The organism is Ralstonia mannitolilytica (assembly GCF_000954135.1).
Classification (GTDB): domain Bacteria; phylum Pseudomonadota; class Gammaproteobacteria; order Burkholderiales; family Burkholderiaceae; genus Ralstonia; species Ralstonia mannitolilytica.
In genome coordinates, this window is record NZ_CP010800.1 from 1005498 (window position 1) to 1028800 (window position 23303).

A 23303-nucleotide genomic window follows, 5' to 3' on the forward strand; every position below is an offset into this window, starting at 1 on the left:
GCGGCGGGCGCTCGCACACGTTCCGGGCCATCGGTACACTGCACGCAGTAGCGGCCCACGGCCATGCGATGCGGCGCCGCACCAACCTGCCTGCTGATGGAGTACACGATGGCGTCTGCCGGTGTTCCCCCGATTGGCCTGCTGCATGCGGCACGCGCGCTGCGCATCTATCGCCGCCACGAAATCAACGCGCTGGCGTGGATCGCCTGCGGTGTCTGCCTGCGCAGCCCGGCGTTCCTTGCTTCCGTCAGCATCGCGCTGCTCATGGTATGCGCGTGGTCGCTCACGCGGCATATCCAATATCTCAAACCGCTGTATGAACTGCCGGTGTTCAGCCGCGCGCTGTCGCATGGCGGCATGGCGTTTGCGGCGCTCAATGCGGCGGCGCTGGCCGCAGAGCTGGCGACAGGGGCGGGCCGCGGCGGCTGGTTCGAGGCCAGCGGCTGGCTCGGGCCCGCGTGGCCGCACATCCTGCCCGACATTGCCAGCACGATCGAGCTGATGCTCGTATGCGCACAATGGACGGCCGTACTCGGTGCCGTGGCCGCGGCAGCGGCATGGGCGTGGCTGAGCCTGGGCGGCGGCCGGACGCTGCGTTTTCCGCCACGCCCGCGATGACGCGGCGGCTCGGGTGAGTCCGGGCTGGTCTGGCGCGGAAAATCCTCCTATAAGTGGCGATGTCGGTTGCAGGTGTGTTTTGGTCGCGCCCGGACGAGGCGCGTGCAGCCAAACCACGGGAGACACGCATGACATCGCTGGACGCCTTCCTGCGGTGCCGCGACTTTCTGCTCGCGCACCGTGAGGATTACGACACCGCCGTACGCGATTTCGCATGGCCGGAGCTGGACCGCTTCAACTGGGCGCTCGACTATTTCGACACCATGGCGCGCGGCAACGAGGCCATCGCCCTCTGGGTCGTCGACGATCAGGGCAACGAGACGCGCCTGTCATTCGCGCAGATGGCCGAACGTTCGTCTCGCGTGGCCAACCACTTGCGCGCACTCGGCGTGCAGCGCGGTGACCGCGTGCTGCTCATGCTCGGCAACGTGCCCCCGTTGTGGGACGTGATGCTCGCCAGCATCAAGCTTGGCGCCGTCATCATTCCCGCCACCACGCTGCTCACCGCCGAAGACCTGCGCGAACGCATTGCCATGGGCGATGTGCGGCACGTGGTGGTGGGCGCAGCCGATTGTGCCAAGCTCGATGCGGTATCGGGCACGTTCACGCGCATCGCGGTCGGGGCCGACAGGCCGCTGGCAGGCTGGCACCGGTTTGAAGACGCGTACGGCGCACCGGCCGGGTTCGGCCCCGACGCGCCAACGCAGGCCAGCGACCCGCTGCTGCTGTATTTCACATCGGGCACCACGTCCAAGCCCAAGCTCGTCATGCACACGCATGCGAGCTACCCGGTCGGACATTTGTCCACGCTGTACTGGATCGGCCTGCGCCCCGGCGATGTGCATTGGAACATCAGTTCGCCCGGCTGGGCCAAGCACGCGTGGAGCTGCTTCTTCGCGCCGTGGAATGCAGGCGCCACCGTCTTCATCTACAACTACGCACGCTTCGACCCCAAGGCTGCGCTCGATACGCTTTGCCGCGCGAAGGTCACCACGCTGTGTGCGCCGCCGACGGTATGGCGCATGCTGATCCAGGAGGATCTGGCGGCCTGGAAGCCCGCGCTGCGCGAGCTCGTCGGCGCGGGCGAGCCGCTGAACCCCGAGGTGATCGAGCGCGTGCGCGCGGCGTGGGGCATCACCATCCGCGATGGCTACGGCCAGACCGAGACGACCTGCCAGATCGGCAACAGCCCGGGTCAGCCGGTCAGGCCCGGTTCCATGGGCAGGCCGCTGCCCGGCTACCGCATCACGCTGCGCGACCCCGACGGCAACGAGGCGGAAGAGGGCGAAATCTGCATTGAGCTGGACCCCCGGCCGACCGGGCTGATGGAAGGCTATGCCGGCAACGCCGGCAAAACGGCAGAGGCCATGCGGGACGGCGTGTATCACACCTCCGACATCGCCGCGCGCGACGCCAGCGGTTATCTCACCTACGTTGGCCGCGCCGATGACGTGTTCAAGGCCTCGGACTATCGCGTGAGCCCGTTCGAGCTGGAAAGCGTGCTGATCGAACACCCCGCCATCGCCGAGGCCGCCGTGGTGCCGAGCCCCGACCCCGTGCGGCTCGCCGTGCCCAAGGCGTTCCTCGTCCTGCGCACGGGCCACGAAGCCGGCCCGGAGCTTGCGCGCGACATCCTGCGGTTTTGCCGCAACCGGCTGGCGTCATACAAGCGCGTGCGGCGCATCGAGTTTGCCGATCTGCCCAAGACCATTTCGGGCAAGATCCGCCGCGTCGAGCTGCGCATGCGTGAAGCCGGCCGCCCGGAAGCAGCACGCAACGTTCACGAATACTGGGAAGAGGATTTTCCCGCCGACTGACCAGACTTGGGCACTTGGCGGAACGCGCGCCCCCGACCGCACGTTCCGCCGCACCCGCGCCGTTTGCTTCAGCGCGATGATCGGGGAACCAGGCGCAATTGGCGCGCGCGGTCCAGGTCATAGGACGGTACGCCGCCATGCGGCAGCGACGCGCGGGAGGCCGCCAGGTCGCGCCCGCGCACGATGACCGGGGCCAGAGCGCCGGCGCGGATCAGATCCGACGCCGCCTGCTCGATCCAGTCACGGTAGTTGCGATACACCTCCTCGGCGGTCGCTTTCTGGTGCGCGCAGTCGCACAGCGATAGCGCTTCGGATGTGACAAAACAACTGACGGCCTTGCCGTCGACGATGGCTTGGAAAAACAGGTCGCCTACGGACCTGAATGTCTTGCCGGTGAACGAGATGTTCATGATGCTCCCCCCAATTGACCGGACACGCCAATCGGCCAACGTGTCCTACATGCCGCTTTCGCGGCGCAGTGATCACGTGCGGGAGCCTGGGTTCCGAATGGAGGGATGACGATGCTCCGGATGCAGAATCGATCCGGATGCGGTAGACCCAGTGAAGCGGGTCAGACTATCCCTCGGCGCCGTTATACGGTCTGTCAGTTCGGTGTTTGACTGCGGATTGCTCTCGCGCTGTGACCTTCCCCGTACAAATTCGTCTTCAATGACGTTATGGTCACCACCATCGGTGCAAAACAATGTGGCCGAGGCCCAAGGCGATCGAAACCGCGGCCAGCCACAGCAAAATCGTCGGAATACGCGTTGCCGGAAGGCGTGTCAGGAACAGGCGCCGCCGTGTCGGAATGACCTGCCAGTCGGCAGCATGGCGCTCCCAACCCAGGCGGGATGTCCACCCTGCCGTTCCCCGTTTGATTGCGCTCATGACCCGGAACCTCGCCTCGTGTATTTAGTTTTATTTAATTCTGCTTTTCTCTTCGGTTGCATTCTAGGAACAGTCGGTGCAGAACGCTAGTGCGCCTTGGCATGATTCTTCTCGTCCATTTGGCTCATAAACGGGTGGCCTAGGACAATTTGGGGGATGAAATATCGAGCGATTTTTCCGGTGCTAAAGTCAGTTAATCGATACGCAAACGCTTACGTTTCAAACGCCTGCCCGCAGATTTTTCAATGTGCATGCAGCCAGGCCGGTAGAGTCCGGGCTGCCCGTCGGCACCTCGGGTTTTTACCCCAGGCCCGCGCGAGGCCAACACGGAAGAAATGCGTGCCGTACGGTACAGTGCGGCCCAAAAGCCGTGGCATACCGAACAAGCAGGACATCGACATGACGCAAGCAAGACGCGCCCGGAAGGCAAGGGCGCACGTAGGGCACGTTCTACGATTGACCGCTGCCCTCGCGGCCGTGGTCACGACGACGGCGCACGCTGAACCGCCCAGCCTGGCGACGCGGCGGGCCGCCGTGGAATCCACGCTGGCGCGTGCCAGCAGTTGCCAGCATCTGGGCGACTACTACTGGGAAATCGGCGACGCCGGCGGCGTGCTGATGCACGGCCAGCATGGGCAGCGCATCGGCGCCGACAAGACGGTGCGGCTCGCATCGGCATCCAAATGGGTGTTCGGTGCCTACGTGGTCGAGCGTGCCCAGGGCAAGCTCACCAAGGCCGAGATCGACGCGCTGACGATGCGCTCCGGTTACGACGGCCTCAACCCGCTTCAATGCAACCGCAACGACACCGTGCAGAGCTGCTTTGATCGCGGACGCAACAGCACCTTCACGCCCGGCCATGTCGGCCGCTTCAGCTACAACGGCGGCCACGACCAGAAGCTGCTGATCGACCTCGGATTTGGCCGTGCCGATGCCGCCGCGCTCACCGATGAGCTCGACCGCCAGCTGGCGAACACGCCCGGCCTGCGTGACGCGGGCCTGCCGCTTGGCATCCGCTATCTGGCGCCGGAGCCGGCGGGGGGCATGATTGGCACGCCGGCCGCGTATGGGCAGTTCCTGCGTCGGCTGATTCGCGGCGAATACCGGCTCGGCAGGATGCTGGGCCAGCATGCGGTATGTACCGAACCGGGGACGTGCCCCACCGCCGTCAGTACGCCGGCCTCGCTCCCGTGGCACTACGCGCTCAACTACTGGATCGAAGACCACCCCGGCGGCGACGGCGCCTTCAGTTCGGCCGGCGCGTTCGGCTTCTATCCGTGGATCACTGCGGACAAGCGCCACTACGGCATGCTCGTGCGGGAAACGCTCGCGCCCCGCGCCTACGTGCGCAGCACCGCCTGTGGTGCGCTCATGCGCCGCGCCTTCGCCGAGGGGCGGCCGCAGCATCCTCCCGCAGACACGTCCGCCAACACCGAACCGGCCGACTGATCAGCCGGGCAGGGTATCGCCTACCTTGAAGACGATGGCCCTGCAGCGGCGTGCCAGGCGGCACGCCAGTTGCGACGCACGGGCCACCTATCTGCATGGAGAAGGCGATGGCTCGGCAACCCCTGCGCGGCAGCGAACGGACGATCCCGCAAGACGCACGCATCCTGGGCGATGCGCCGCCCGCGGAGCAGCTTCGGGTGCTGGTGCAATTGCGCCGCCCCAATCAGGCCGCGCTGGAGGCGCACCTGTCCGGCTTTGCGCAATCCCACGCGGCCGGCACGCCGCCGCCCGCTCCGCTCACGCGTGAAGAATGGGCCGCGCAGTTTGGCCCCTCTGCGGGCGACGTCGATGCCGTGCGTGCCTTCGCGCGCGACCATGGCCTGCACGTGGCACAGGTCGATCCGGCAGCCGCGACGGTCACGCTGGAAGGCTCGGTCCAGCAGTTCTGCGGCGCGTTCGACACGCACCTGCACCGCGTGATGCACGGCACGTGCGAGTACCGGGGGCGGTCCGGGCCGCTGCGGCTGCCCGAGAGCCTCCAGGATGTGGTCGTCGCGGTGCTGGGGCTCGATTCCCGTCCGCAGGCCGATCCACATTTCCGCTTCATGCCGCTGCCGCCCGCGCCGGTGTCCTTGCGGGCCGCACGCGCCGCGCCCATGGCGTCGTATACGCCGGTGCAGCTGGCAAGGCTCTACGGTTTTCCGCAGGGCGACGGTGCGGGCCAATGCATTGCGCTGATCGAACTGGGCGGCGGCTATCGGGAGGAAGACCTGCGCGCGTATTTCCATGAACTCGGCGTGCCGATGCCGAAGGTGACCGCCGTGCCGGTCGGGCAGGGCGCCAACCGCCCGACCGGCGATCCCAACGGCCCCGACGGCGAGGTCATGCTCGACATTGAAGTGGCGGGCGGCGCTGCACCGGGTGCCACGCTGGCGGTGTACTTCGCGCCCAACACCGATGCGGGCTTTCTGCAGGCCATCAACGCGGCCGTCCACGACACCACGCTGCGGCCGTCGGTCGTGTCCATCAGCTGGGGCGCGCCGGAGAGCCGCTGGACGCCGCAGGCCATGCAGGCCGTGAACGCGGCGCTGCAAAGCGCGGCCACGATGGGCGTCACGGTGTGCGTTGCTTCTGGTGACAACGGCTCCAGCGACGGCTTGTCCGATCACGCGGATCACGTTGACTTTCCTGCCTCAAGCCCCTACGCATTGGCGTGCGGAGGGACCAGCCTGCATGCCACCGATGGCCGCATCGCCGAGGAAACCGTCTGGAACGATGGTGCGCAGGGCGGTGCCGGGGGCGGCGGTGTGAGCAGCGTGTTTGCGTTGCCGGCTTGGCAGCGCGGGCTGAGTGCCCCGCAGACGCATGGCAAGAGCGTGCCGCTGGAACGGCGCGGCGTGCCCGACGTGGCGGGCAATGCCGACCCGCTCACCGGCTACGTCGTGCGGGTCGACGGAGAGACGGGCGTCGTAGGCGGCACCAGCGCCGTCGCGCCGCTCTGGGCGGCGCTTGTGGCGCGCATCAATGCCAGCAAGCGCGGGCCGGTCGGGTATCCGCACGTACGGCTGTATCAGAACCCGGGCGCCTTCAATGATATCCGGCAGGGCAACAACGGCAGCTTTGCCGCTGCGCCAGGGTGGGATGCCTGCACTGGCCTGGGCAGCCCCAAGGGCGACGCGATCGCCGATCTCTTCTAGACAGAGGCGAACATGACGACCAAAGATCAGCCTTTCTTCGACCCGACCGCCTATGGCAACGGCCCCGACGACAGCGTGACCGACACCAGCGAGGGCATGGCGGTCACGCACCACACCGTGCGCATCGGCGGACGCAACATCCCTTACACCGCGCATGCCGGCCATCTCGTCATCGTGGACCCGAGCAGCTCGCAGCCCGTGGCGAAGATGTTCCATGTGGCGTTCCTGGCCGATACGCCGGCCGCGTCGCCGGGGAGCAAGGACACGCGGCCCGTGACGTTCTTCTATAACGGCGGGCCGGGCTCGTCGGCAGTGTTCGTGCTGCTGGGGTCGTTTGCGCCACGGCGCATCGTGACGTCGATGCCGTCGTTTACGCCCCCTGCGCCGTACCGCATGGAAGACAACCCCGACAGCCTGCTCGACCGGTCTGACCTGGTGTTCATCAATCCGGTAGGCACGGGGTATTCCACGGCCATCGCGCCCAAGCGCAATGTCGATTTCTGGGGCGTGGACCAGGACGCGCGCAGCATCGCGCAGTTCATCAAGCGCTGGCTGACGGCCAACGGGCGGTGGAATTCGCCCAAGTTCCTGTTCGGCGAATCGTATGGCACGGCACGTTCGTGCGTGCTGTCGTACGTGCTGCACGAAGATGGCATCGACCTGAACGGCATCACGCTGCAGTCGTCGATTCTGGATTACACGCAGGCGGGGAACCCGGTCGGGCTCCTGCCCACGTGCGCAGCCGACGCGTGGTTCCACAAGCGCGCAAAATCCCCCAGCGGTGGGGCGCTGCCGGCCGACGTCGGCGACTTTGCCGAAGCGGCCGCCGTGTTTGCCAGCACCGATTACGAAAAGGCGCTCGCCAAGCCCGCGCATGCTGATCCGGCCGTGGTGAAGACGCTCGCCGCCTACACCGGCATCGATGCGGCGACGCTGCAGGGCTGGCGCCTGGACGTGGCTGCGTACGACGGCGCCGGCACGTCGCTGTTCCTGACGACGCTGCTGGCAGACAAGGGCCTGTCCGTGGGCGCCTACGACGGCCGTGTGACGGGCATCCACACCGGCATCGCCGCGAGTGTCGATCCGAACTCCGGTGGCAACGACCCGACCATGACGGCGGTATCGGGCGTCTACACCACCATGTGGAACACCTACCTGAACCAAGACCTGAAGTTCACTTCGAACTCCGCCTTCACGGATCTGAATGACCAGGCGTTCCGGCACTGGGATTTCGGGCACATCGACCCGACCGGGGCACAGAAGGGGCTCGATGCCAACGGCAACGTCGCGCTCTATACCGCCGGCGACCTGGCGGCGACGATGAGCCTGAACGTCGACCTGAAGGTGTTCTCCGCCAACGGCTACTACGATTTCGTGACGCCGTTCTACCAGACCATGCTCGACCTGAAGGCCATGCCGCTACTGGATGCCGACGTACGCAAGAACCTGTCGGCGGGGTTCTACCCGTCGGGGCATATGGTGTACCTGGATGGCGGCTCCCGCACGGCCTTGAAGGCGGATCTCGCGCGTCTGTACGACACCGCCACGGCGGATCACCAGGCCATGGCGCGCATCCGCATGCTGCAGATGCGCAAAGCCTGAGCGGCGGGCGGGCTGCCGCTCAGTAACCGCGGTAATACGGGCGGTAGTGCGGGCGGTCGTAGTAATAGCCGCCTGCCGGCACCACCACACACGCGCTCAGCGCGGAAGCAGCGGCGGCGGCAAGCATGAGCAGGGCGATGGTGCGTTTCATGATGAGCTCCGTGGTTGTCTTGACCTGCCTCGACTGTATGGAAACGCCTCGCAACCGCGCTTTACCGTTTGTAAGCAAAACTGCGGCGCCCGCCTACCGATTTGCCGGCCCGCCGCGTGTGCGCCACGCGTGGGCCCGGTGCCGACGTAATCCGCCGTTACCTTTGCGCAGCGATTGTGCGGCGCCGGTGCGTGTGTCAGCGCAGCGCCACAATGTTCTACAAACTTATCGGCACGCTATTGACAGATCGTCGGGATAGGTCGGAAATAGAGCAAACGGCAAACGTTGGGCATTCAGGTTTTCCGCCCCGCGCCGATAGCCGTCCATATAGATGTCAGGGCGCTTTCAGCAATGGAGGCAAAGCCCTGCGGGGACTACACGATGCGCGCCACCCTTATCGCGCATTGGCAACATGTGTCGGGGGGAACGCATCATGACGACTTTTCTGGAATCCACCATTGCCTGGGTTGCGCCGTGCCTGGTCGCCACCGCGATTGTCTGCCGGTCATGTGGCGCAAGCTGCGTACGCGCCGTCTGCTCGAGGCCATGCACCAGGCCCGCGAGCATCGCGACGAGTGATGCGCAGACCGGCCCGCCGGCCGATCGTTCCGGTGTCCGCCGTTTCCGTGCGCCCATAAAAAACGGGCGCTGCATGGCTGCAGGCGCCCGTCTGGTATTGCGTGGAGCGAATCAGGCGGCGACGACGTCGCGCAGGGCTGCATGGGCGGCTTCCATCGCTTGCGTACGCGCATCGGCGCCCATCCCCAGCCGCTCGGCGCGCACGAACTGCACATCGGTGATGCCCAAGAAGCCGAACACGGTCTTCAGGTACGCCTCCTGAAAGTCCATGGCCGCTGCGGGGCCAGCGGAGTACATGCCGCCGCGCGTCGAGGCGACGATCACCCTCTTGCCGCCCGCCAGGCCGACCGGGCCATTCTCGGTGTACTTGAACGTGCGGCCGGCTTGCGCCACGCGGTCGATCCATGCCTTGAGTTGGCTCGGCACCGAGAAGTTGTACATCGGCGCGCCGACCACGATCACGTCGCTGGCCAGCAGTTCATTGACCAGCGCTTCGGAGCGGGCGTGCTCGGCGCGGGTGGCTTCGTCGAAATCATTGGCACCCGTGGCGCGGAAGCCCGCGGCGATGGCGCCGTCCAGGTGCGGAATCGCTTCGACGGCCAGGTCGCGGTGGGTCACGGTGGCATCGGGGTTGACGCGGCGCAGTTCGTCGACGATGGCGGCGGTCAGGATGCGCGAGGCCGAGGCGTCGCCGAGGATGCTGGAATCGATGTGAAGGACTTGCATGGCGTCTCTCCAAGAAAAAGGTGGGTTGACGCAAAGATAGTGCGGTGCGGCGAGTCCCACTAGTGGTGCGAATCGACACACATCGTTCCATCAGTGGGACAATGCGCGGATTACCGCGATGCGCCCCGGAGCCGCCATGGAAGACCTGAACGACCTTGTCCTGTTTGCCAGCGTAGTCACGCATGGCAGCTTTTCCGGCGCGGCGCGCGCGCTTGGCATCCCCAAATCGCGCGTGAGCCGGCGGGTGGCCGATCTGGAGACGCGCCTCGGCGTGCGGCTGCTGCAGCGCTCCACGCGGGCGGTCCACGTGACCGACGTCGGCTCGGCGTTCTACCAGCATTGCGAGGCGATGACTCAGGCGGCGCGCGCCGCCTTCGAGGTGGCCGAGCACGCGGGCGAAAAGCCGTCTGGCCGGCTGCGCGTGAGCTGCCCGGTGGGCGTGGCGCACGTCTTCATCGCGCCGGTGCTGTCCAAGTTCCTGCGCGCGCAGCCCGACGTACGCCTGGAACTCGACGTCACCAACCGCCGCGTCGACGTGATCGGCGAGGGCTATGACGTGGCGTTGCGCGTGCGCTCGACGCTGGAGGATTCCAATCTGGTCGTGCGCAGTTTCGGGGTGAGCGACCAGGTGTTGGTGGCCAGTCCGGCCTTCGTGGCCGAGCATGGGCCGTTCGACACGCCGGAATCGATGCGCGGCGCTGCAGGCGTTGGCTTTGGCCGCCCCGGCGAGCGCGCACGCTGGCGCCTGACCACACCCGAGGGCGGCTCCGTCGACATCGAGTTCACCCCTGCGCTGGTGACGGATGACCTCTACCTCATGGGGCAGACCGCCCTGGAGGGCGTGGGCATCGCGCAGCTGCCCTTCAATCTGTGCGCAGACGCGATCCGCGACGGGCGGCTGGTGGTGCTGCTGCCCAACTACCGGCTGCCGGCGCACCAGTTTCATGCAGTGTTCCCGTCACGCCGGGGCCTGGTGCCGGCTGTGCGCGCCTTTATCGAATTCCTGGCTGAAGAGCTGCCCGATGTGACGGCGCGGGTCAGCCGCTGCTATGAAGACATCGCCCGCCAGCCAAATCGTTGACCCTGCAACGATTACCGATCAGCAGTATCATCGGCGGTTTCGCTCCAGCCATTTGTGTGGACGTCTGTGACGGCGTTCGCGCACGCTCCCATGTCCTCGCGCCCCAGCATCGAACCGCCCCAGCCAGACACCGCCGTCGCATCGCTGAGTGACCCGCTTGGCGCGCGGCCGGCGCCCGAGATCCCGGTGATGGCCGTTATGGGTGGCCTCATGCTGGCCATTCTGCTGGGCGCGCTGGAGCAGACGATCGTGGCCGTGGCGCTGCCCGTCATCGCTGGCGAATTCAACGGCTTTGCGCTGATGGCGTGGGTTGTTTCGGCGTACCTGGTCGCGTCGACCGTGGTCACGCCCATCTACGGCAAGTTGAGCGACCTGTACGGCCGCCGGGCCATGCTGACCACCGCCATCGTCCTGTTCGTGCTGGCGTCGGTGGCGTGCGCGATGGCCAGCAGCATGCCGATGCTGTTGCTGGCGCGCGTGCTGCAAGGGCTGGGCGGCGGCGGATTGATCTCGGTGGCGCAGGCGACGATCGCCGACGTGGTGCCACTGCGCGAGCGCGGCCGGTACCAGGGCTACGTGAGCGGCATGTGGGCCATGGCGAGCCTCGCGGGCCCCGTGATCGGCGGCTACCTCACGCATTACCTCTCGTGGCGCTGGATCTTCTGGATCAACCTGCCGCTGGGCATCGTCGCGCTGTTCGTCGTGCGCCGCACGCTGCGCCACCTGCCGGTCGCGCACCAGCGCCGCCCCATCGACGTGCCGGGTGTGGTGCTGTTTGCGCTCGGCCTGACCGCGCTGCTGCTGATGATCACGCGTGTGGGTCAGGGCGTGCCGCTGGCGCAGCCGGACAATCTCGGCCTGCTGGCGGGGGCGGTGGTGTTGCTGGGCGCCTTCGTCTGGCAGGAAAACCGCGCGGCGGAGCCCATCATTCCGCTGTCGATGTTCCGCGTGCGTACGGTCACGATCTGCTGTCTCGCGCTGTTTCTGTGCTTCTTCCAGCTGATCGCCACGTCGGTGCTGATGCCGCTGCGCTTCCAGATGGTGGCGGGCGCCAGCCCCGATGCCGCGGCGCTGCGCCTCGTGCCGCTGACGCTGTCGATCCCATTCGGCGCCTTCGTGGCCGGCAAGTGGATGACGCACAGCGGCCGCTACAAGCCGCTCATGCTGGGCGGCGCATGCGTGGTGCCGTTTGCCCTCGCCGCCCTGGGCCTGCTGGACCCGCACAACGTGGCGGCACTGACCCTGGCGATGATCGTGCTGGGCCTGGCCATCGGCGTGCAGTTCCCGACCGGCCTGGTGGCCACGCAGAACGCCGTGCCGCCGCAGACGGTGGGGCTGGCGACGGCGCTGACCGCGTTCTCGCGCCTGCTCGGCGGTGCGGTCGGGGTGGCGGTGCTGACGTCGGTGCTGATCGCGCTGCTCCGCCAGGCCGCGCCGCAGGCCGAGGTGGGCGCCGGCGGCGATGTGCTCATGGACCTGTTCCACGCCGCGCTGGCCAGCACCGGCGCCGATGCGCAGGCGCTGCAGCGCGCCGGCGAAAGCGCGTTCCGGCACCTGTTCTTTTTTGCGGCGGCCGTCTCGGTGATCTCGCCTTTGCTGGTCGGGCGGCTCAAGGAAAAGGCCTTGCGCGGCAAGGTGTCGGTGGCCGAAGCGATCGAGTAGGCGCGGCCGATGAAAGCGGCGGGGTGGCGCTTCGCTAGCGTTGTCAGCGGGGCGTGCGCGCGGTCAGGTCGTAGCCGGCGCGAGCGCACGCAGCCGTGCACGCCGCGCGACACTGCCTTCTGACAAGGCCCAGCGCAGCGTCGGCGCGACAGTCCGCATGGCCGCCGCTGCAAGCGCCGCCTGCAGAGGCGGCCGCTTCAGGTCGAGCATCTGCATGGCCCACGGCGGCAGCAGCTGGATGCCGGCGTCCAGAAACAGCCGCACGGCGGGCCGCAGCCCCGGGCGTGGCGCCTGCCACGTCATCAGGACTTCCACCACCGTTCGCGTGCGGTCGCTGGCCACGAGCTCGGCGCGCATCGCGTTCAGGTAGGCATGGACGGCCGCGCGCGATTTCGGCACATCGCGCGCGCCGAGCAGCTCAGCCACCAGCGCGGTTTCCTCAAAATACCGATCCTGCCGCGCGGGGCTCAGCTGGCTGTCGACGTAACGCAGATAGCCGGCCAGGAAGCTCGACATTTCGGCCACATGGACCCACGTGAGCAGGTCGGGATCATTGGCGGAGTAGGGCCGGCCATCCGGCGCGATGCCCTGTACGCGTTGATGGATGTCTTTGACGCGCGCAATGAGCGCCAGCGCGTCGTGGCGGCTGCCGTAGGTGGTGCCTGCCACGAACTGCGCGGTGCGGCCGAGGCGGCCTTGCAGGTCTTCACGAAAGTTGGAGTGATCCCACACGCCGGCGAGGGCGCGCGGATGCAAGGCCTGCAGCAGCAGCGCACTGATGCCGCCCGCCATCATGGCCGGAAAATCGGCGTGGACCTGCCAGCAGACCGCATCCGGCCCGAACAGCCCCGGATCGCCCGGCGGGGAGCCGATGTCGAGCGACAGGCCGCCCGTGGCACGGGTCAGGCCGCGGACCTGGTTGGCGATGCGTTCGCGAAGCGCCGTGAACGGAGAGGGCAGCGGGGGCATGGTGCCGAAGGGCGAGGCGGGAGGATGCCTGCAATTTTACCGGGCCGCACGCCTGGCGCGGATGGCGGAACGCCGCATGGCGGCGGCGCGGCTGGACCGTTTGTTGCGGGACACGTGTGCGTGCTGCCTAGAATGAAGAACGACCTACGAGAACGCCATGGATATGACGCCCCGTCAACATGCGGCCTGGCTCGGCCGCATCGTGCTGCTTGCCGTCCTGAGCCTGAGCCCCGCCGCGCGTGCCGCCGACAACGCACAAAGCCTGCGCGACAAATATGAGAGTGTTGCGAGCCAGCTGGCCGACAACGCGTTCCGCCGCCCCCTAGTGCTCGAATCGACCGAGACATCCGACAGGCTCAAGGGCGACATCTACAGCGTGGTCGATTACCCGTTTGCAACCGTCAGCGGCACCCTCGGCGATCCGGCGCAGGGCCCGGCCAACTGGTGCGACGTGCTGATCCTGCATCTGAACATCAAGTATTGCCATGCGATGCCCGGGCCCAACGGCAACGTGCTCGACGTGAACCTGGGGCGCAAGGTGGAGCAGAGCCTGTCAAGCAGCTACCGGTTGGCGTTCAGCTACCGCCCACTGGCCAACAGTGCGGCGTATTTCCGTGTCGAACTCAACGCCGCTTCGGGGCCCTTCAGCACGCGGGACTACCACATCATGCTGGAGGCCATTCCCTCGCCGGCCGGGGGCAATCGCACCTTCCTGCATCTGACCTATTCGTATGGCTACGGCACGGCCGGCCGGCTGGCGATGCGAACCTACCTGGGAACCGTCGGCAGCGACAAGGTGGGCTTCACGAAGACGGCGGAATCGTCCGCCGCCGAGCCGCAGTACGTGGGCGGTGTGCGCGGCTTGCTCGAGCGCAACACGATGCGCTACTACCTAGCGATCGATGCCTACCTGAAGGCGCTGGCGGCACCGCCCGAGCAGCGCCTGCAGCAACGCCTGACGACGTGGTTCAACGCGACGGAACAATACCCCCGCCAGTTGCACGAGATCGACCAGCAGGCATACCTGCGGATGAAGCGCAGCGAGGTGGAGCGCCAGCGGACGGCGCAATAGCGCGGCCGATCAGGCTGGCCGATACACCTTGGCGAAGCGCTGCGCCTGCACGACGCCGTAATCGCCGGGGGCGTATTGCAGGATCCAGTCGCCGGCCTGGCCGTGCAGGACGTCGCCGGCTTCGGAGCGGGCCATCGAGAACGGCCCGTGCATCTGCTTGGCGAGCACCACGCTCGGGCGGTTGCGGTAGGCGCCCGGCTGGCCGTGCACCGCGGCTGCATCGGTGCAGACGTATTTCGCGTCGAAGCGCGCGCGAGAGACGACCCAGCGGTCTCCCGTCGAGCCCGTGATCAGTGCATCGCCGGCGGCGTAGCGGTTGGGGCCTTCGAGGCTCATCAGCTCGCCGGGTTCGGTGGCAAAGTCGACGTGGACGGTCTCGTCCTTGATGAAGGCGCGGGCGGCGGGGTCCGTGCGCAGGTCGACGTGTTGCAGGGTAGGCATGAAGCGGCAGGAAAAAGCGATGGGCGCGGGCGTGCGAAGGCCGTAAGCGTAGCGCAAATGAGCGGCTACGGCGTGGTCGGATGGCCGCTGCGCCGAGTTCGAACGCCACGGTTCAGTGGTCCTCGTCTTCCTCCATTTGAAGGATGAATGCGAGGGTGGGCTTCCGGAGAATCGATTCCACAACACAACGGAACGACTCCAGGGAGGGAACCATGAAGCTCACACCGGTCGCACTGAGTACTGCGGTGCTCGTCTTGTCAGCCTGTGGCGGCGGGGGGGACTCTGCGCCGGCGCAGAACCCAGCGCCGCAGTCGCAGACCATCACGGGCGTGGCGGCCACCGGCGCCGCCTTGTCGGGTGCAACGGTGAACGTCGTCTGTTCATCCGGGTCGGGCACCGCCACGACGCGTGCGGATGGCAGCTATTCGGCGCCGGTGAGCGGGGCGACCTTGCCATGCGTGCTGACCGCCACCAGCGGCGACGGCAAGACGGTGCTGCACTCGCTCATCGCGGGCTCGGGATCCGTCACCGGCGGTGCGACGGCGAACGTCACGCCCCTGACTGAGCTGCTGCTCGCCCAGCTGGCCGGCCAGGATCCCGCAAAGTACGTAGCGGGATTCACACCGACCACGGTGGTGAGCGCCAGCGACGTCACCGCGGCACAGTCGGCGCTCGTCAAGGTGTTGCAGAACTCGGGTTTCGATGCGTCGAGCGTCGGCGACTTCCTGGGCGGCACGATCAGCGCCGGCAGCGGCCAGGGCTACGACGGGGTGCTCGACCAACTGCAGTCGACGCTGGCCAAGGCCGGTGTCACCCTCGTGGATCTCAGCACGGCGGTTGCCAGCACCAGCGGCACTTCCGCCGACGCCGCAGGTTCCACCGTGGGCACGGTGCTGGCGCCGGCCAATCCGACGTGTCCGGCGCTCAAGAGCGGGGACCATCGGTTGATCAAGTTCTCCGATGGCTCTGCACAAGTCGTCAGCATCGACGCCACCAAGCTGACCGTCGCGATGGGCGGGGCGAGCTATCAACTCACCGCCGGCTCGACGGCCTGCGATTTCGTGCTCAACGATACGGGATCGACGCGCGTGCTGGTCGCCCGATCCGGCTTGGCAGTGTGGACGAACGGCACGGGCGCCGGGGGCACGCTGTCCATTTCGATGCCCAAGCAGACACTCGATCCGAGCGCGATCAACGGCCTCTATAACTACGCTGCCCTGAGCGGCCCTGCCCGGGGCGCCTACGGTACGCACAACTATGCGAAGGGCGTGACCACGGCTGCCACGGACTGCTCGGTGGGCTCCGCATGCGAGGTGGATACCAAATCGCCTTATGGTCACCTCGTCGCCACGGCAGACGGTGGCGCCGACTGGGTGGACGATGGCGATCCGGCGATCGGCGTGGATTTCCACGCCTATGGCTTCCAGAATGCGCAAGGCAATATCGTGTGGATCGCCACGATGCTGCCGGGCCAGGGCGGAGGCGTGGGCATCTTCGCTCCGCAGACGACGCTCGCTGTGCCGGCACTCAACACCGTGAGCAGCTTCTGGCAAAGCACGGTATCGGGCGCCGGACTCAGTGCCGTCTCGGAAGACAGCCACACCATCACGGCTGTGAACGGCTCCACCGTCACTCGCACCTTTGCGGACAACCACACCGACCAGATCGCCTACAACGATCCTTTCAATGGTCTGCGCCACCGCGCTCAGAATGCCTGTACCAACACCTCCGGAGCCGCGACCACGTGCCGCGAGGTCTGGCAACTGCCGTTGGGCGGACTGACGCTGGCATGGAACGGCTCGCCGTTTGTCACACCGAGCACGTATCAGGTCAATGTCTCGGTGAACAAGCCGGCCGCGCAGTAACAGCGAGCGCGCGCTGCCCCGCCTCCGATGCTGTCGGCACCGGTCCTTCATGGCCGGTGCCGATGCATTCTGCGGTGGCGCATGGGCGCAGCAAGAAGCGCGACGGTCGTGGCGCTTCGCGTCGGCACAGTGCCGACCGCATCGTTCGTTTGAATGCCCCCCAAAAAGAGTGATGCCGGTCTTCGGGCGAGCGTGCTAGCTTTGCGCAAACAGCATGCGCGTCCGCCCGCTGGGCGCAGCGCAGCGTGCATCGTGGTCTCGGTGACCATCCTTCGGGGGAGGGAGCTTGCTCAAGGACCAGCTGATTGGTGATCTGTACGAAGCTGCGGTCACACGCGACGGTTTCCTGGAGGTGTTCCATGAGGTGACCGAGGCGCTGGGCGCCAACGTCTTCCACATGTTCAGCTGGGATGCCGCGCGCAATGCGCCGCATCTGTCCACCTATTCGCCCGACCGCGGGTGGGACGAGGTGATCGCCCGCTACGACCAGTACTACGGTGCGCTCGACCCGCGCCGCGAGCATGTCGAGCGCGCCAGGCTCGGTGAGTTCGCCTTCTGCCAGGACTTTGTGTCCGAGGCCTATGTAGAGCGCAGCGAGTTCTATCAGGACTTCCAGATACCGTCGGGATTCCGTTACCTGATGGGTGTGCGTCTGGCGCGTCCGGGCGGCAGCGACATCCTGCTCGGCATGCTGCGGGCAAAGGGGCGCACGCCGTTCTCCGACACCGATCGGGCCAATGCGGCCAGCATGACCGGCCATCTGCAGCGCACGATCAACCTCTGGCAGGACACGCGCGTGCTCCATCGCGACGCGGCGCTCGGTGCGGAATTGATGGAGCAGCTCGGCTTGGCGGTATTCGCACTCGGGCGTGACCAGCGTGTGCTGTTCGCCAACGCCCAGGCCGAGGCGCTCCTGCGCGCGTCGACTTGCTTGGGGCTCGAGCACGGCCGCCTGCGGGCCGCGTTTGCCGCAGACGACGATGGCTTGCAGCGCGCGCTGTCGCGCGTGGCGAAATCCCGCAAAGGCGAGAGTGTTGCGGTGCGCCCCTCGCTGGGTGCAGCGCATGAGCTCTTTCTCGGCATTTCGCTCTTGCCCGCCCATGCCGCGCATGCCGCGTTCGGCGACGCTGCCATGATGGTCACCGTGCGCCGCCGCGGTGCCGCCAGTCCTGTCACGGCGGCGCAGCTACGGCAGGCGTTTGGCTTGTCGGCGGCTGAGGCTGCCGTCGCGGAGGCATTGATCGTGGGGCGCTCCCCTGACGAGTACGCTGCCAGTGCCGGCGTTGCCGTGTCGACGGTGCGCACGCAGTTGCGCTCGATCTACGAGAAAACCGCCTCGCGCTCGCAGGCCGAAGCAGTAGGGGCGATGCTGTGGGTGTTGTCGCAGAACAAGCCGGTGGCGCAATAGCGAGGTGCCGCCTTCGGCCTGCCGCTTGGGCGACGTGCGTGGTCATCGCAGGCTGCGAAGACCGGGCGAAGAAGCCGCGTTCGTCACTGACGATGCGGCCGGTTGCGTCCGCGTATTGACGACGACGATGCATGCGACAAGCCCGGAGCGCCGCATCGTCGCGCAACGCGCAGCCGGCCGCGCCATCCATCTCAGTCATACCGCAGCTCCGTCGCCTTGCCGTGGAACACTTTGTACGAGTAGATCGTGTACGCCACGATGGTCGGCAGCACGATTGCCACACCCACCAGCATGAACTCGAGCGACTCTGGCGCGCTGGCGGCTTGCCAGATGTCGAGCCGGTCCACCACCAGGTATGGGAACAAGCTGTAGGCCAGGCCGTTGAAGGCCAGCAGGAAGATCGCGGCGGTGCCGACGAAAGGCGCCCATGCGAGGTGCTCATCGCCCTTGGCAATCTGCTGCGGCAGTCGGCGCAGCACCCAGTCGATCAGGCCGAACAGCGCGACGGTAACCAGCGGTACGGGCGTCAGCAGGATCATGTTGGGCAATGCGAACCACTTGTCGAACACACGTGTGCTGACCCACGGCGTCGCCGCCGATACCGCTGCCACGCCCAGCGCCGTGAACCACAAGGTGCCGCGCGCCCATTGCACCGCGCGCAGCTGCAGCGCACCTTCGGTTTTCATGATCAGCCACGTCGCGCCCAGCAGCAGGTACCCCGCGATCAACCCTGCCGCCGTGCAGATCGCAAAGACGACGTTGGCAGCGTCGTACCGAAAGCCCGTGATATACAGGCCCAGCATCAGGCCCTGTGAGGCGGTGGCGATGACGGACCCGGCATAGAACGCGCGGTTCCACCACGGCTTGTGGTGCGCGCGTGCCTTGACGCGAAAGTCGAACGCCACGCCGCGCAGGATCAGCCCGAACAGCATCAGGGCGACGGGCAGATAGAGCGCGCCGAGGATTTCGCCGTGCGCTGCCGGAAATGCCACCAGCAGCAGGCCGATGCCGAGCACGAGCCAGGTTTCGTTGGCGTCCCAGAAGGGGCCGATGGAGGCGATCATGGTGTCCTTGTCTGCATCGTCGGCGCGGCGCAGCAGGATGCCGACGCCCAGGTCGTAGCCGTCAAGAACGACGTAGGCCAGCACGGCAATTCCCATCAGGGCCATGAAGACCACCGGCAGCCAGCCGGCGGGTTGAGTGAGGTCGGGAATCGTGCTCATGCGCGGCTCGCGAGGGAAGGGGAGAGATTAGGCGTGCGCTGGCCCGGGATGTCGGCATCGGTCGGGTCGATGGTGCCACTCGCCTTGCGGGCCAGATAGAACACGACGCCGACGTACGAGGCGATCAGGAATGCGTACAGCGCGAGATACATGGCGAGCGTGCTGCCGATCATGCGTGCGGGCACGGCCGACGCGGCCTGCGCGGTGGTCAGCACGCCGTAGACGAGCCACGGCTGGCGGCCGATTTCCGTGACGTACCAGCCAGCGACCACGGCCACCCAGCCGGAGAACGTCATGGCCACGAGCGTGCGGGCGAGCCATTGCGGCAGCGCTGCGTTGCCGCGCAGGCGCCAGGCGCTCACCCACGATACCGCCAGCATCAGCAAGCCCACGCCCACCATGAGGCGGAAGGCGAAGAACACCGGCAGCACGGGCGGATGCTGGTCGAACTGATCGAGCCCCTTCACCTCGCCATCGAACGAGTGCGTCAGGTACAGCGACGCCAGCTTGGGCACCGCGATCTCGAAGCGGTTGCTGCGTGTGGCCGGGTCCGGCACGCCGAACAGCACGGCGGGCACGCCGCGCTCGGTTTGCCAGATGCCCTCCATCGCGGCGAGCTTGGCGGGTTGATGCTCGAGCACGTTCAGGCCGTGCGCATCGCCGGCGGCAATCTGCAACGGGATCAGCACAGCCGCCATCATCACGCCCGTCTTCAGCGTGGCGCGCACGTCGGCACCCCGATCGTTGCGCAGCCAGCGGTAAGCGGACAACCCCGCCAGCAGGAACGCGACCGTCAGCCCCGAGGCCAGCAGCATGTGGGTGAACCGATACGGGAACGACGGGTTGAAGATGATCGCCAGCCAGCTTTCCGGATGCGCGCGGCCATCGATCATCACGTAACCGGCCGGCGTCTGCATCCACGAGTTGAGCGCGATGATCCAGAACACCGAGATGGTCGTACCTAGCGCGACCAGGAACGTCGCAAACGTATGGATTCGCTGGCTCACGCGCCTTGTGCCGAACAGCATGATGCCGAGGAAGCTTGCCTCCAGAAAGAATGCCGTCAGCACTTCATAGGCCAGCAGCGGCCCGGCGATATTGCCCACGGTGTTCATATAGCCCGGCCAGTTGGTGCCGAACTGAAAGCTCATCGTCACGCCGGACACCACGCCCAGCGCGAACGTGAGCGCAAAGACCTTCACCCACAGGCGGTACGCGGCCATCCAGGCTTCATCCCCCGTCTTGCGATAGCGCAGCTTGAAGAACAGCAGCACCCATGCGAGCGCGACGCTGATGGTGGGAAAGAGGATGTGGAACGTGATGTTGGCGCCGAACTGGATGCGCGCCAGTACAACCGGATCAAATGACATGGTTCTTCTTTCTTTTTGGGGGCGTGCTACTTCGATTTGCCGCCAACCACAACGGCAAGCCTGTCCTTCATCTCCAGCAGCTTGTGCACCTTGGCGCCCATCTTCATGAGCTGCTGCAGGGAGCCGGCGTCCAGCTTCTGCACGTCATCAAACCAGTTGGTCATGAGGGTGATGAGCTGATACATCTCCTTCATACGGGCCTGGGCGTGGCGGTCGTCCGGGTCGGTGGGGGATTCGAGCATCACGTCGCGCAGCAGCGAGAGCGTGGGGTCGATCTCGCGCTTGCGGCGTTCTTCGGCCAGCGTGCGGAAGATGGTCCAGATGTCGTCGGGGGCGGCGAAGTACTCGCGCCGGTCGCCCGGCCTGTGCGACAGCCGCACCAGCTTCCACGCTTCGAGTTCCTTCAGCCCGATGCTCACGTTGGAGCGTGAGAAACCCAATGCCTCGGCAATCTCGTCCGCGTTGATCGGCTCGCGCGCCGCGTAGAGCAGGGCGTAGATCTGCCCGACCGTGCGGTTGATGCCCCAGCGGCTGCCCATCTCGCCAAAATGCAAGACGAAGCGCTGTTTCAAGGGGGAGAGTTGCATCGTTTTGATTTTTCTCAAATTTCAGGAATTTGTGAAAGTTTAGCTGCCCGGCCTGGCGGTGCAATGTGACGTGCTGTCGCGGGGCGGCACGAAGCGCAACGCGGGGCGTTCAAGTGGCGATGTGAATGTTGCTCACAAGCAAACGCGTGCAGATTAGGAGGCGCCTTCTATTCTCCCCTTGACACGGGAAAAATAACGCAAACAAGGGATTAATTGGTTTTGCATGTTGATATATGACGCGACGGCGCTCCCTGCGGAAAACGGAGATACCCAAGGATTTTCGCGCTGGGCCGCCCTGAGCGGCAGGCAAAAATCGTTTTCGTTGAGCAGTATCTGCTCGGGCAGTTTAATCGAGGACTTCGTCTCACACTCTGCGTACGAAGGGCTGTCTCGTCCTTAATAAATCGGGTTTTCTGCCGAAAACCTCGTTGCTAAGCAAAATCGCCAGAGGAGCCCCCCATGCGTGTCAATGAACCTGTCACCCAGCGTGAATACGAGTTCCCGGAAAACGCCACGCTCATGTCGACGACCGACACCCAGAGCTACATCACTTACGCGAATGCTGCCTTTGTGGAGGCGAGCGGATTTTCCCGCGAGGAAATCGAGGGCCAGCCGCACAATATCGTGCGGCACCCCGATATGCCCCCAGAAGCGTTTGCGGACATGTGGGCGACGTTGAAGTCGGGCCAGCCATGGACGGCGCTGGTCAAGAATCGCCGCAAGAATGGCGACCATTATTGGGTGCGTGCCAACGCGACACCCGTGGTGCGCAACGGCCGCACGACGGGTTACATGTCCGTGCGCACCAAGCCGACCCGCGATGAAATTGCCGCCGCCGAAACCCTCTACAAGGATTTTCGGACCGGACAGGCAGGCACGCGCAAGTTTCACAAAGGACTGATCGTGCGCACCGGCCTGATGGCCTGGCGCTCCGTATTCCAGGTGATGCCGGTGCGCTGGCGCATCCGGCTGACGTTCCTGATGCTGCTGCCCGCACTGCTGGGGGCCGCGTGGGCGTCCGGCCTGTCTGGCGTCGCCCTCGGCGGCTTCGCGGCGGCATTGGCGGTGGCGCTGCTGGTCGCTGCGTGGTCGCTGAAGGTGCAGATCGCCACGCCGCTCGAAAAGCTGCAGGCGCTGGCACTGAGCGTGGCATCGGGCGAAAGCCGGAAAGTCGCCATCGCAGACCGCGTGGACGAGATCGGCATGACGCTGCGCTCCGTCAGCCAGCTTGGTCTGATGTTCCGATGGCTGATTGACGACGTGGCCGAGCAGGTGGTCAACGTGCAGGCGGCCAGCCAGGAGATCGCCAGAGGCAATGGCGATATCAACACGCGCACCGAGCAGGCGGCCGCCAGCCTGGAGCAAACCTCGAGTTCGATGACGCAGATGACGGCCACGGTGGCGAGCAATGCCGAAACGGCCGGTCAGGCGAATACGCTGTCCGGCACGGCCACCCAGGCCGCGCTCAACGGCGGCCGCGCAATGGAAGAGGTGGTGGCCACGATGAGTTCGATCTCGCAGAGTGCCAGGCAGATCGCCGACATCATCGGCGTGATCGACAGCATTGCGTTCCAGACCAACATCCTGGCCCTCAACGCCGCGGTAGAGGCTGCCCGGGCGGGTGAACAGGGGCGCGGTTTTGCGGTGGTGGCGGGCGAAGTGCGTGCGCTCGCGCAGCGCAGTGCTGGCGCGGCCAAGGAGATCAAGGCACTGATCGGCTCCAGCGTCGACAAGGTGGAATCGGGCTCCCAGCTGGTCGACCAGGCGGGCAAGACCATGGAGGACATCGTTGCGCAGGTGAAGCGGGTCTCGGCCATGATCGCCGACATCAGCCTGGCTACCGCGCAGCAGACCGAAGGGATCACGCAGGTCAGCCAGGCGGTCAGCCACCTTGACCAGGTCACGCAGGAAAACGCGACGCTCGTGGGGCAGAGTGCTGCCGCTGCCGAAAGCCTGCGTGTGCAAGCGACGCGCCTGGTGGAGGCGGTGAACGTGTTCCGCTGAAATCGGCCCGCGCCGGCAATTGCAAAAACCGTGTGGGACGGACGTGGCGATTGTGCGGTGTTCGCCCTACTATGCCCAGGCAGCAGTACGTCGA

General features: G+C 66.3%; 19 protein-coding genes and 1 pseudogene. 11 read left to right on the forward strand and 9 right to left on the reverse strand.

All coding sequences use genetic code 11. The features are described from left to right. Positions 1-108: 108 nt before the first annotated feature. A complete protein-coding gene (locus TK49_RS21155; RefSeq protein WP_045220450.1) occupies positions 109-618 on the forward strand; it encodes a hypothetical protein in 510 nt (169 codons plus the stop codon). Positions 619-746: 128 nt separating this feature from the next. Beyond that, complete coding sequence (locus TK49_RS21160; RefSeq protein WP_045219773.1) at positions 747-2435, forward strand: AMP-binding protein; 1689 nt, start codon at positions 747-749, stop codon at positions 2433-2435. A gap of 68 nt (positions 2436-2503) precedes the next feature. Here the strand turns inward: TK49_RS21160 and TK49_RS21165 are convergent, their stop codons facing one another. Together TK49_RS21165 and TK49_RS24315 are read right to left on the reverse strand one after the other, a co-directional pair. Continuing rightward, on the reverse strand, positions 2504-2845 hold the full coding sequence (locus TK49_RS21165; RefSeq protein WP_045219776.1) for a DUF1488 family protein: 342 nt from the start codon (positions 2843-2845) through the stop codon (positions 2504-2506). A 271-nt stretch (positions 2846-3116) separates the two neighbouring features. After that, a complete protein-coding gene (locus TK49_RS24315) occupies positions 3117-3323 on the reverse strand; it encodes a hypothetical protein (RefSeq protein ID WP_082062929.1) in 207 nt (68 codons plus the stop codon). 399 nt (positions 3324-3722) lie between these two features. Here TK49_RS24315 and TK49_RS21170 point away from each other — a divergent pair, with 399 nt between their 5' ends. The 3 genes and pseudogenes from TK49_RS21170 to TK49_RS21180 form a co-directional block, all read left to right on the forward strand. Further along, positions 3723-4772, forward strand: coding sequence for a serine hydrolase family protein (locus TK49_RS21170; protein ID WP_045219778.1), 1050 nt, complete (start codon positions 3723-3725; stop codon positions 4770-4772). Between the two features lie 107 nt (positions 4773-4879). Beyond that, positions 4880-6469, forward strand: a complete 1590-nt coding sequence (locus tag TK49_RS21175; protein WP_045219780.1) for a S53 family peptidase — start codon at positions 4880-4882, stop codon at positions 6467-6469. A 24-nt stretch (positions 6470-6493) separates the two neighbouring features. Then, a pseudogene (locus TK49_RS21180) lies at positions 6494-8071 on the forward strand (S10 family peptidase); the annotation flags it as partial. 19 nt (positions 8072-8090) lie between these two features. On the opposite strand, the gene TK49_RS25115 reads toward TK49_RS21180, so the two are convergent. Both TK49_RS25115 and TK49_RS21195 read right to left on the reverse strand, forming a co-directional pair. Then, on the reverse strand, positions 8091-8222 hold the full coding sequence (locus tag TK49_RS25115) for a hypothetical protein (RefSeq protein WP_045219783.1): 132 nt from the start codon (positions 8220-8222) through the stop codon (positions 8091-8093). A 690-nt stretch (positions 8223-8912) separates the two neighbouring features. Beyond that, complete coding sequence (locus TK49_RS21195) at positions 8913-9527, reverse strand: FMN-dependent NADH-azoreductase (RefSeq protein WP_045219785.1); 615 nt, start codon at positions 9525-9527, stop codon at positions 8913-8915. 136 nt (positions 9528-9663) lie between these two features. Here TK49_RS21195 and TK49_RS21200 point away from each other — a divergent pair, with 136 nt between their 5' ends. Both TK49_RS21200 and TK49_RS21205 read left to right on the forward strand, forming a co-directional pair. After that, positions 9664-10608: a LysR family transcriptional regulator gene (locus TK49_RS21200; protein WP_045219788.1), complete on the forward strand. Its 945-nt coding sequence runs from the start codon at positions 9664-9666 to the stop codon at positions 10606-10608. 90 nt (positions 10609-10698) lie between these two features. After that, positions 10699-12270 (forward strand): MDR family MFS transporter, encoded by a 1572-nt coding sequence (locus TK49_RS21205; RefSeq protein ID WP_045219789.1) that lies wholly within the window; start codon positions 10699-10701, stop codon positions 12268-12270. Between the two features lie 63 nt (positions 12271-12333). Here the strand turns inward: TK49_RS21205 and TK49_RS21210 are convergent, their stop codons facing one another. Next, complete coding sequence (locus TK49_RS21210; protein ID WP_373994666.1) at positions 12334-13239, reverse strand: oxygenase MpaB family protein; 906 nt, start codon at positions 13237-13239, stop codon at positions 12334-12336. A gap of 157 nt (positions 13240-13396) precedes the next feature. On the opposite strand from TK49_RS21210, the gene TK49_RS21215 reads away from it, so the two are divergent. Next, positions 13397-14311: a hypothetical protein gene (locus TK49_RS21215; protein WP_045219791.1), complete on the forward strand. Its 915-nt coding sequence runs from the start codon at positions 13397-13399 to the stop codon at positions 14309-14311. Positions 14312-14320: 9 nt separating this feature from the next. On the opposite strand, the gene TK49_RS21220 is transcribed toward TK49_RS21215, so the two are convergent. Beyond that, the gene (locus TK49_RS21220) at positions 14321-14752 is read right to left on the reverse strand and encodes a PGDYG domain-containing protein (protein ID WP_045220458.1); all 432 of its coding nucleotides are present in this window, start codon (positions 14750-14752) and stop codon (positions 14321-14323) included. Positions 14753-14964: 212 nt separating this feature from the next. On the opposite strand from TK49_RS21220, the gene TK49_RS21225 reads away from it, so the two are divergent. Together TK49_RS21225 and TK49_RS21230 are read left to right on the forward strand one after the other, a co-directional pair. Then, a complete protein-coding gene (locus tag TK49_RS21225; RefSeq protein ID WP_045219793.1) occupies positions 14965-16617 on the forward strand; it encodes a hypothetical protein in 1653 nt (550 codons plus the stop codon). Positions 16618-16903: 286 nt separating this feature from the next. After that, positions 16904-18025 carry a helix-turn-helix transcriptional regulator gene (locus TK49_RS21230; RefSeq protein WP_045219795.1) on the forward strand — a complete coding sequence of 374 codons (1122 nt, stop codon included), beginning with the start codon at positions 16904-16906 and terminating at the stop codon, positions 18023-18025. Between the two features lie 191 nt (positions 18026-18216). On the opposite strand, the gene TK49_RS21235 is transcribed toward TK49_RS21230, so the two are convergent. Genes TK49_RS21235 through TK49_RS21245 form a run of 3 tightly spaced genes read right to left on the reverse strand, consistent with a single transcriptional unit; the run spans position 18217 to position 21205 of the window. Then, entirely contained in the window at positions 18217-19248 is a 1032-nt protein-coding gene (locus tag TK49_RS21235) for a cytochrome d ubiquinol oxidase subunit II (RefSeq protein WP_045219797.1), read from the reverse strand. Continuing rightward, positions 19245-20618, reverse strand: coding sequence for a cytochrome ubiquinol oxidase subunit I (locus TK49_RS21240; protein WP_045219799.1), 1374 nt, complete (start codon positions 20616-20618; stop codon positions 19245-19247). The genes TK49_RS21235 and TK49_RS21240 overlap by 4 nt, the downstream gene beginning before the upstream one ends. Before the next feature lie 26 nt (positions 20619-20644). Continuing rightward, positions 20645-21205, reverse strand: a complete 561-nt coding sequence (locus tag TK49_RS21245; protein WP_045219801.1) for a GbsR/MarR family transcriptional regulator — start codon at positions 21203-21205, stop codon at positions 20645-20647. Between the two features lie 459 nt (positions 21206-21664). On the opposite strand from TK49_RS21245, the gene TK49_RS21250 reads away from it, so the two are divergent. Further along, a complete protein-coding gene (locus tag TK49_RS21250) occupies positions 21665-23209 on the forward strand; it encodes a methyl-accepting chemotaxis protein (protein ID WP_045219803.1) in 1545 nt (514 codons plus the stop codon). Positions 23210-23303 lie beyond the last annotated feature (94 nt).

Bases quoted from the DNA above. Each gene is read 5' to 3' on its own strand.
- TK49_RS21155 (WP_045220450.1), top strand. From the start codon at position 109: ATGGCGTCTGCCGGTGTTCCCCCGATTGGCCTGCTGCATGCGGCACGC.
- TK49_RS21160 (WP_045219773.1), top strand. From the start codon at position 747: ATGACATCGCTGGACGCCTTCCTGCGGTGCCGCGACTTTCTGCTCGCG.
- TK49_RS21165 (WP_045219776.1), bottom strand. From the start codon at position 2,845: ATGAACATCTCGTTCACCGGCAAGACATTCAGGTCCGTAGGCGACCTG.
- TK49_RS24315 (WP_082062929.1), bottom strand. From the start codon at position 3,323: ATGAGCGCAATCAAACGGGGAACGGCAGGGTGGACATCCCGCCTGGGT.
- TK49_RS21170 (WP_045219778.1), top strand. From the start codon at position 3,723: ATGACGCAAGCAAGACGCGCCCGGAAGGCAAGGGCGCACGTAGGGCAC.
- TK49_RS21175 (WP_045219780.1), top strand. From the start codon at position 4,880: ATGGCTCGGCAACCCCTGCGCGGCAGCGAACGGACGATCCCGCAAGAC.
- TK49_RS25115 (WP_045219783.1), bottom strand. From the start codon at position 8,222: ATGAAACGCACCATCGCCCTGCTCATGCTTGCCGCCGCCGCTGCTTCC.
- TK49_RS21195 (WP_045219785.1), bottom strand. From the start codon at position 9,527: ATGCAAGTCCTTCACATCGATTCCAGCATCCTCGGCGACGCCTCGGCC.
- TK49_RS21200 (WP_045219788.1), top strand. From the start codon at position 9,664: ATGGAAGACCTGAACGACCTTGTCCTGTTTGCCAGCGTAGTCACGCAT.
- TK49_RS21205 (WP_045219789.1), top strand. From the start codon at position 10,699: ATGTCCTCGCGCCCCAGCATCGAACCGCCCCAGCCAGACACCGCCGTC.
- TK49_RS21210 (WP_373994666.1), bottom strand. From the start codon at position 13,239: ATGCCCCCGCTGCCCTCTCCGTTCACGGCGCTTCGCGAACGCATCGCC.
- TK49_RS21215 (WP_045219791.1), top strand. From the start codon at position 13,397: ATGGATATGACGCCCCGTCAACATGCGGCCTGGCTCGGCCGCATCGTG.
- TK49_RS21220 (WP_045220458.1), bottom strand. From the start codon at position 14,752: ATGCCTACCCTGCAACACGTCGACCTGCGCACGGACCCCGCCGCCCGC.
- TK49_RS21225 (WP_045219793.1), top strand. From the start codon at position 14,965: ATGAAGCTCACACCGGTCGCACTGAGTACTGCGGTGCTCGTCTTGTCA.
- TK49_RS21235 (WP_045219797.1), bottom strand. From the start codon at position 19,248: ATGAGCACGATTCCCGACCTCACTCAACCCGCCGGCTGGCTGCCGGTG.
- TK49_RS21240 (WP_045219799.1), bottom strand. From the start codon at position 20,618: ATGTCATTTGATCCGGTTGTACTGGCGCGCATCCAGTTCGGCGCCAAC.
- TK49_RS21245 (WP_045219801.1), bottom strand. From the start codon at position 21,205: ATGCAACTCTCCCCCTTGAAACAGCGCTTCGTCTTGCATTTTGGCGAG.
- TK49_RS21250 (WP_045219803.1), top strand. From the start codon at position 21,665: ATGCGTGTCAATGAACCTGTCACCCAGCGTGAATACGAGTTCCCGGAA.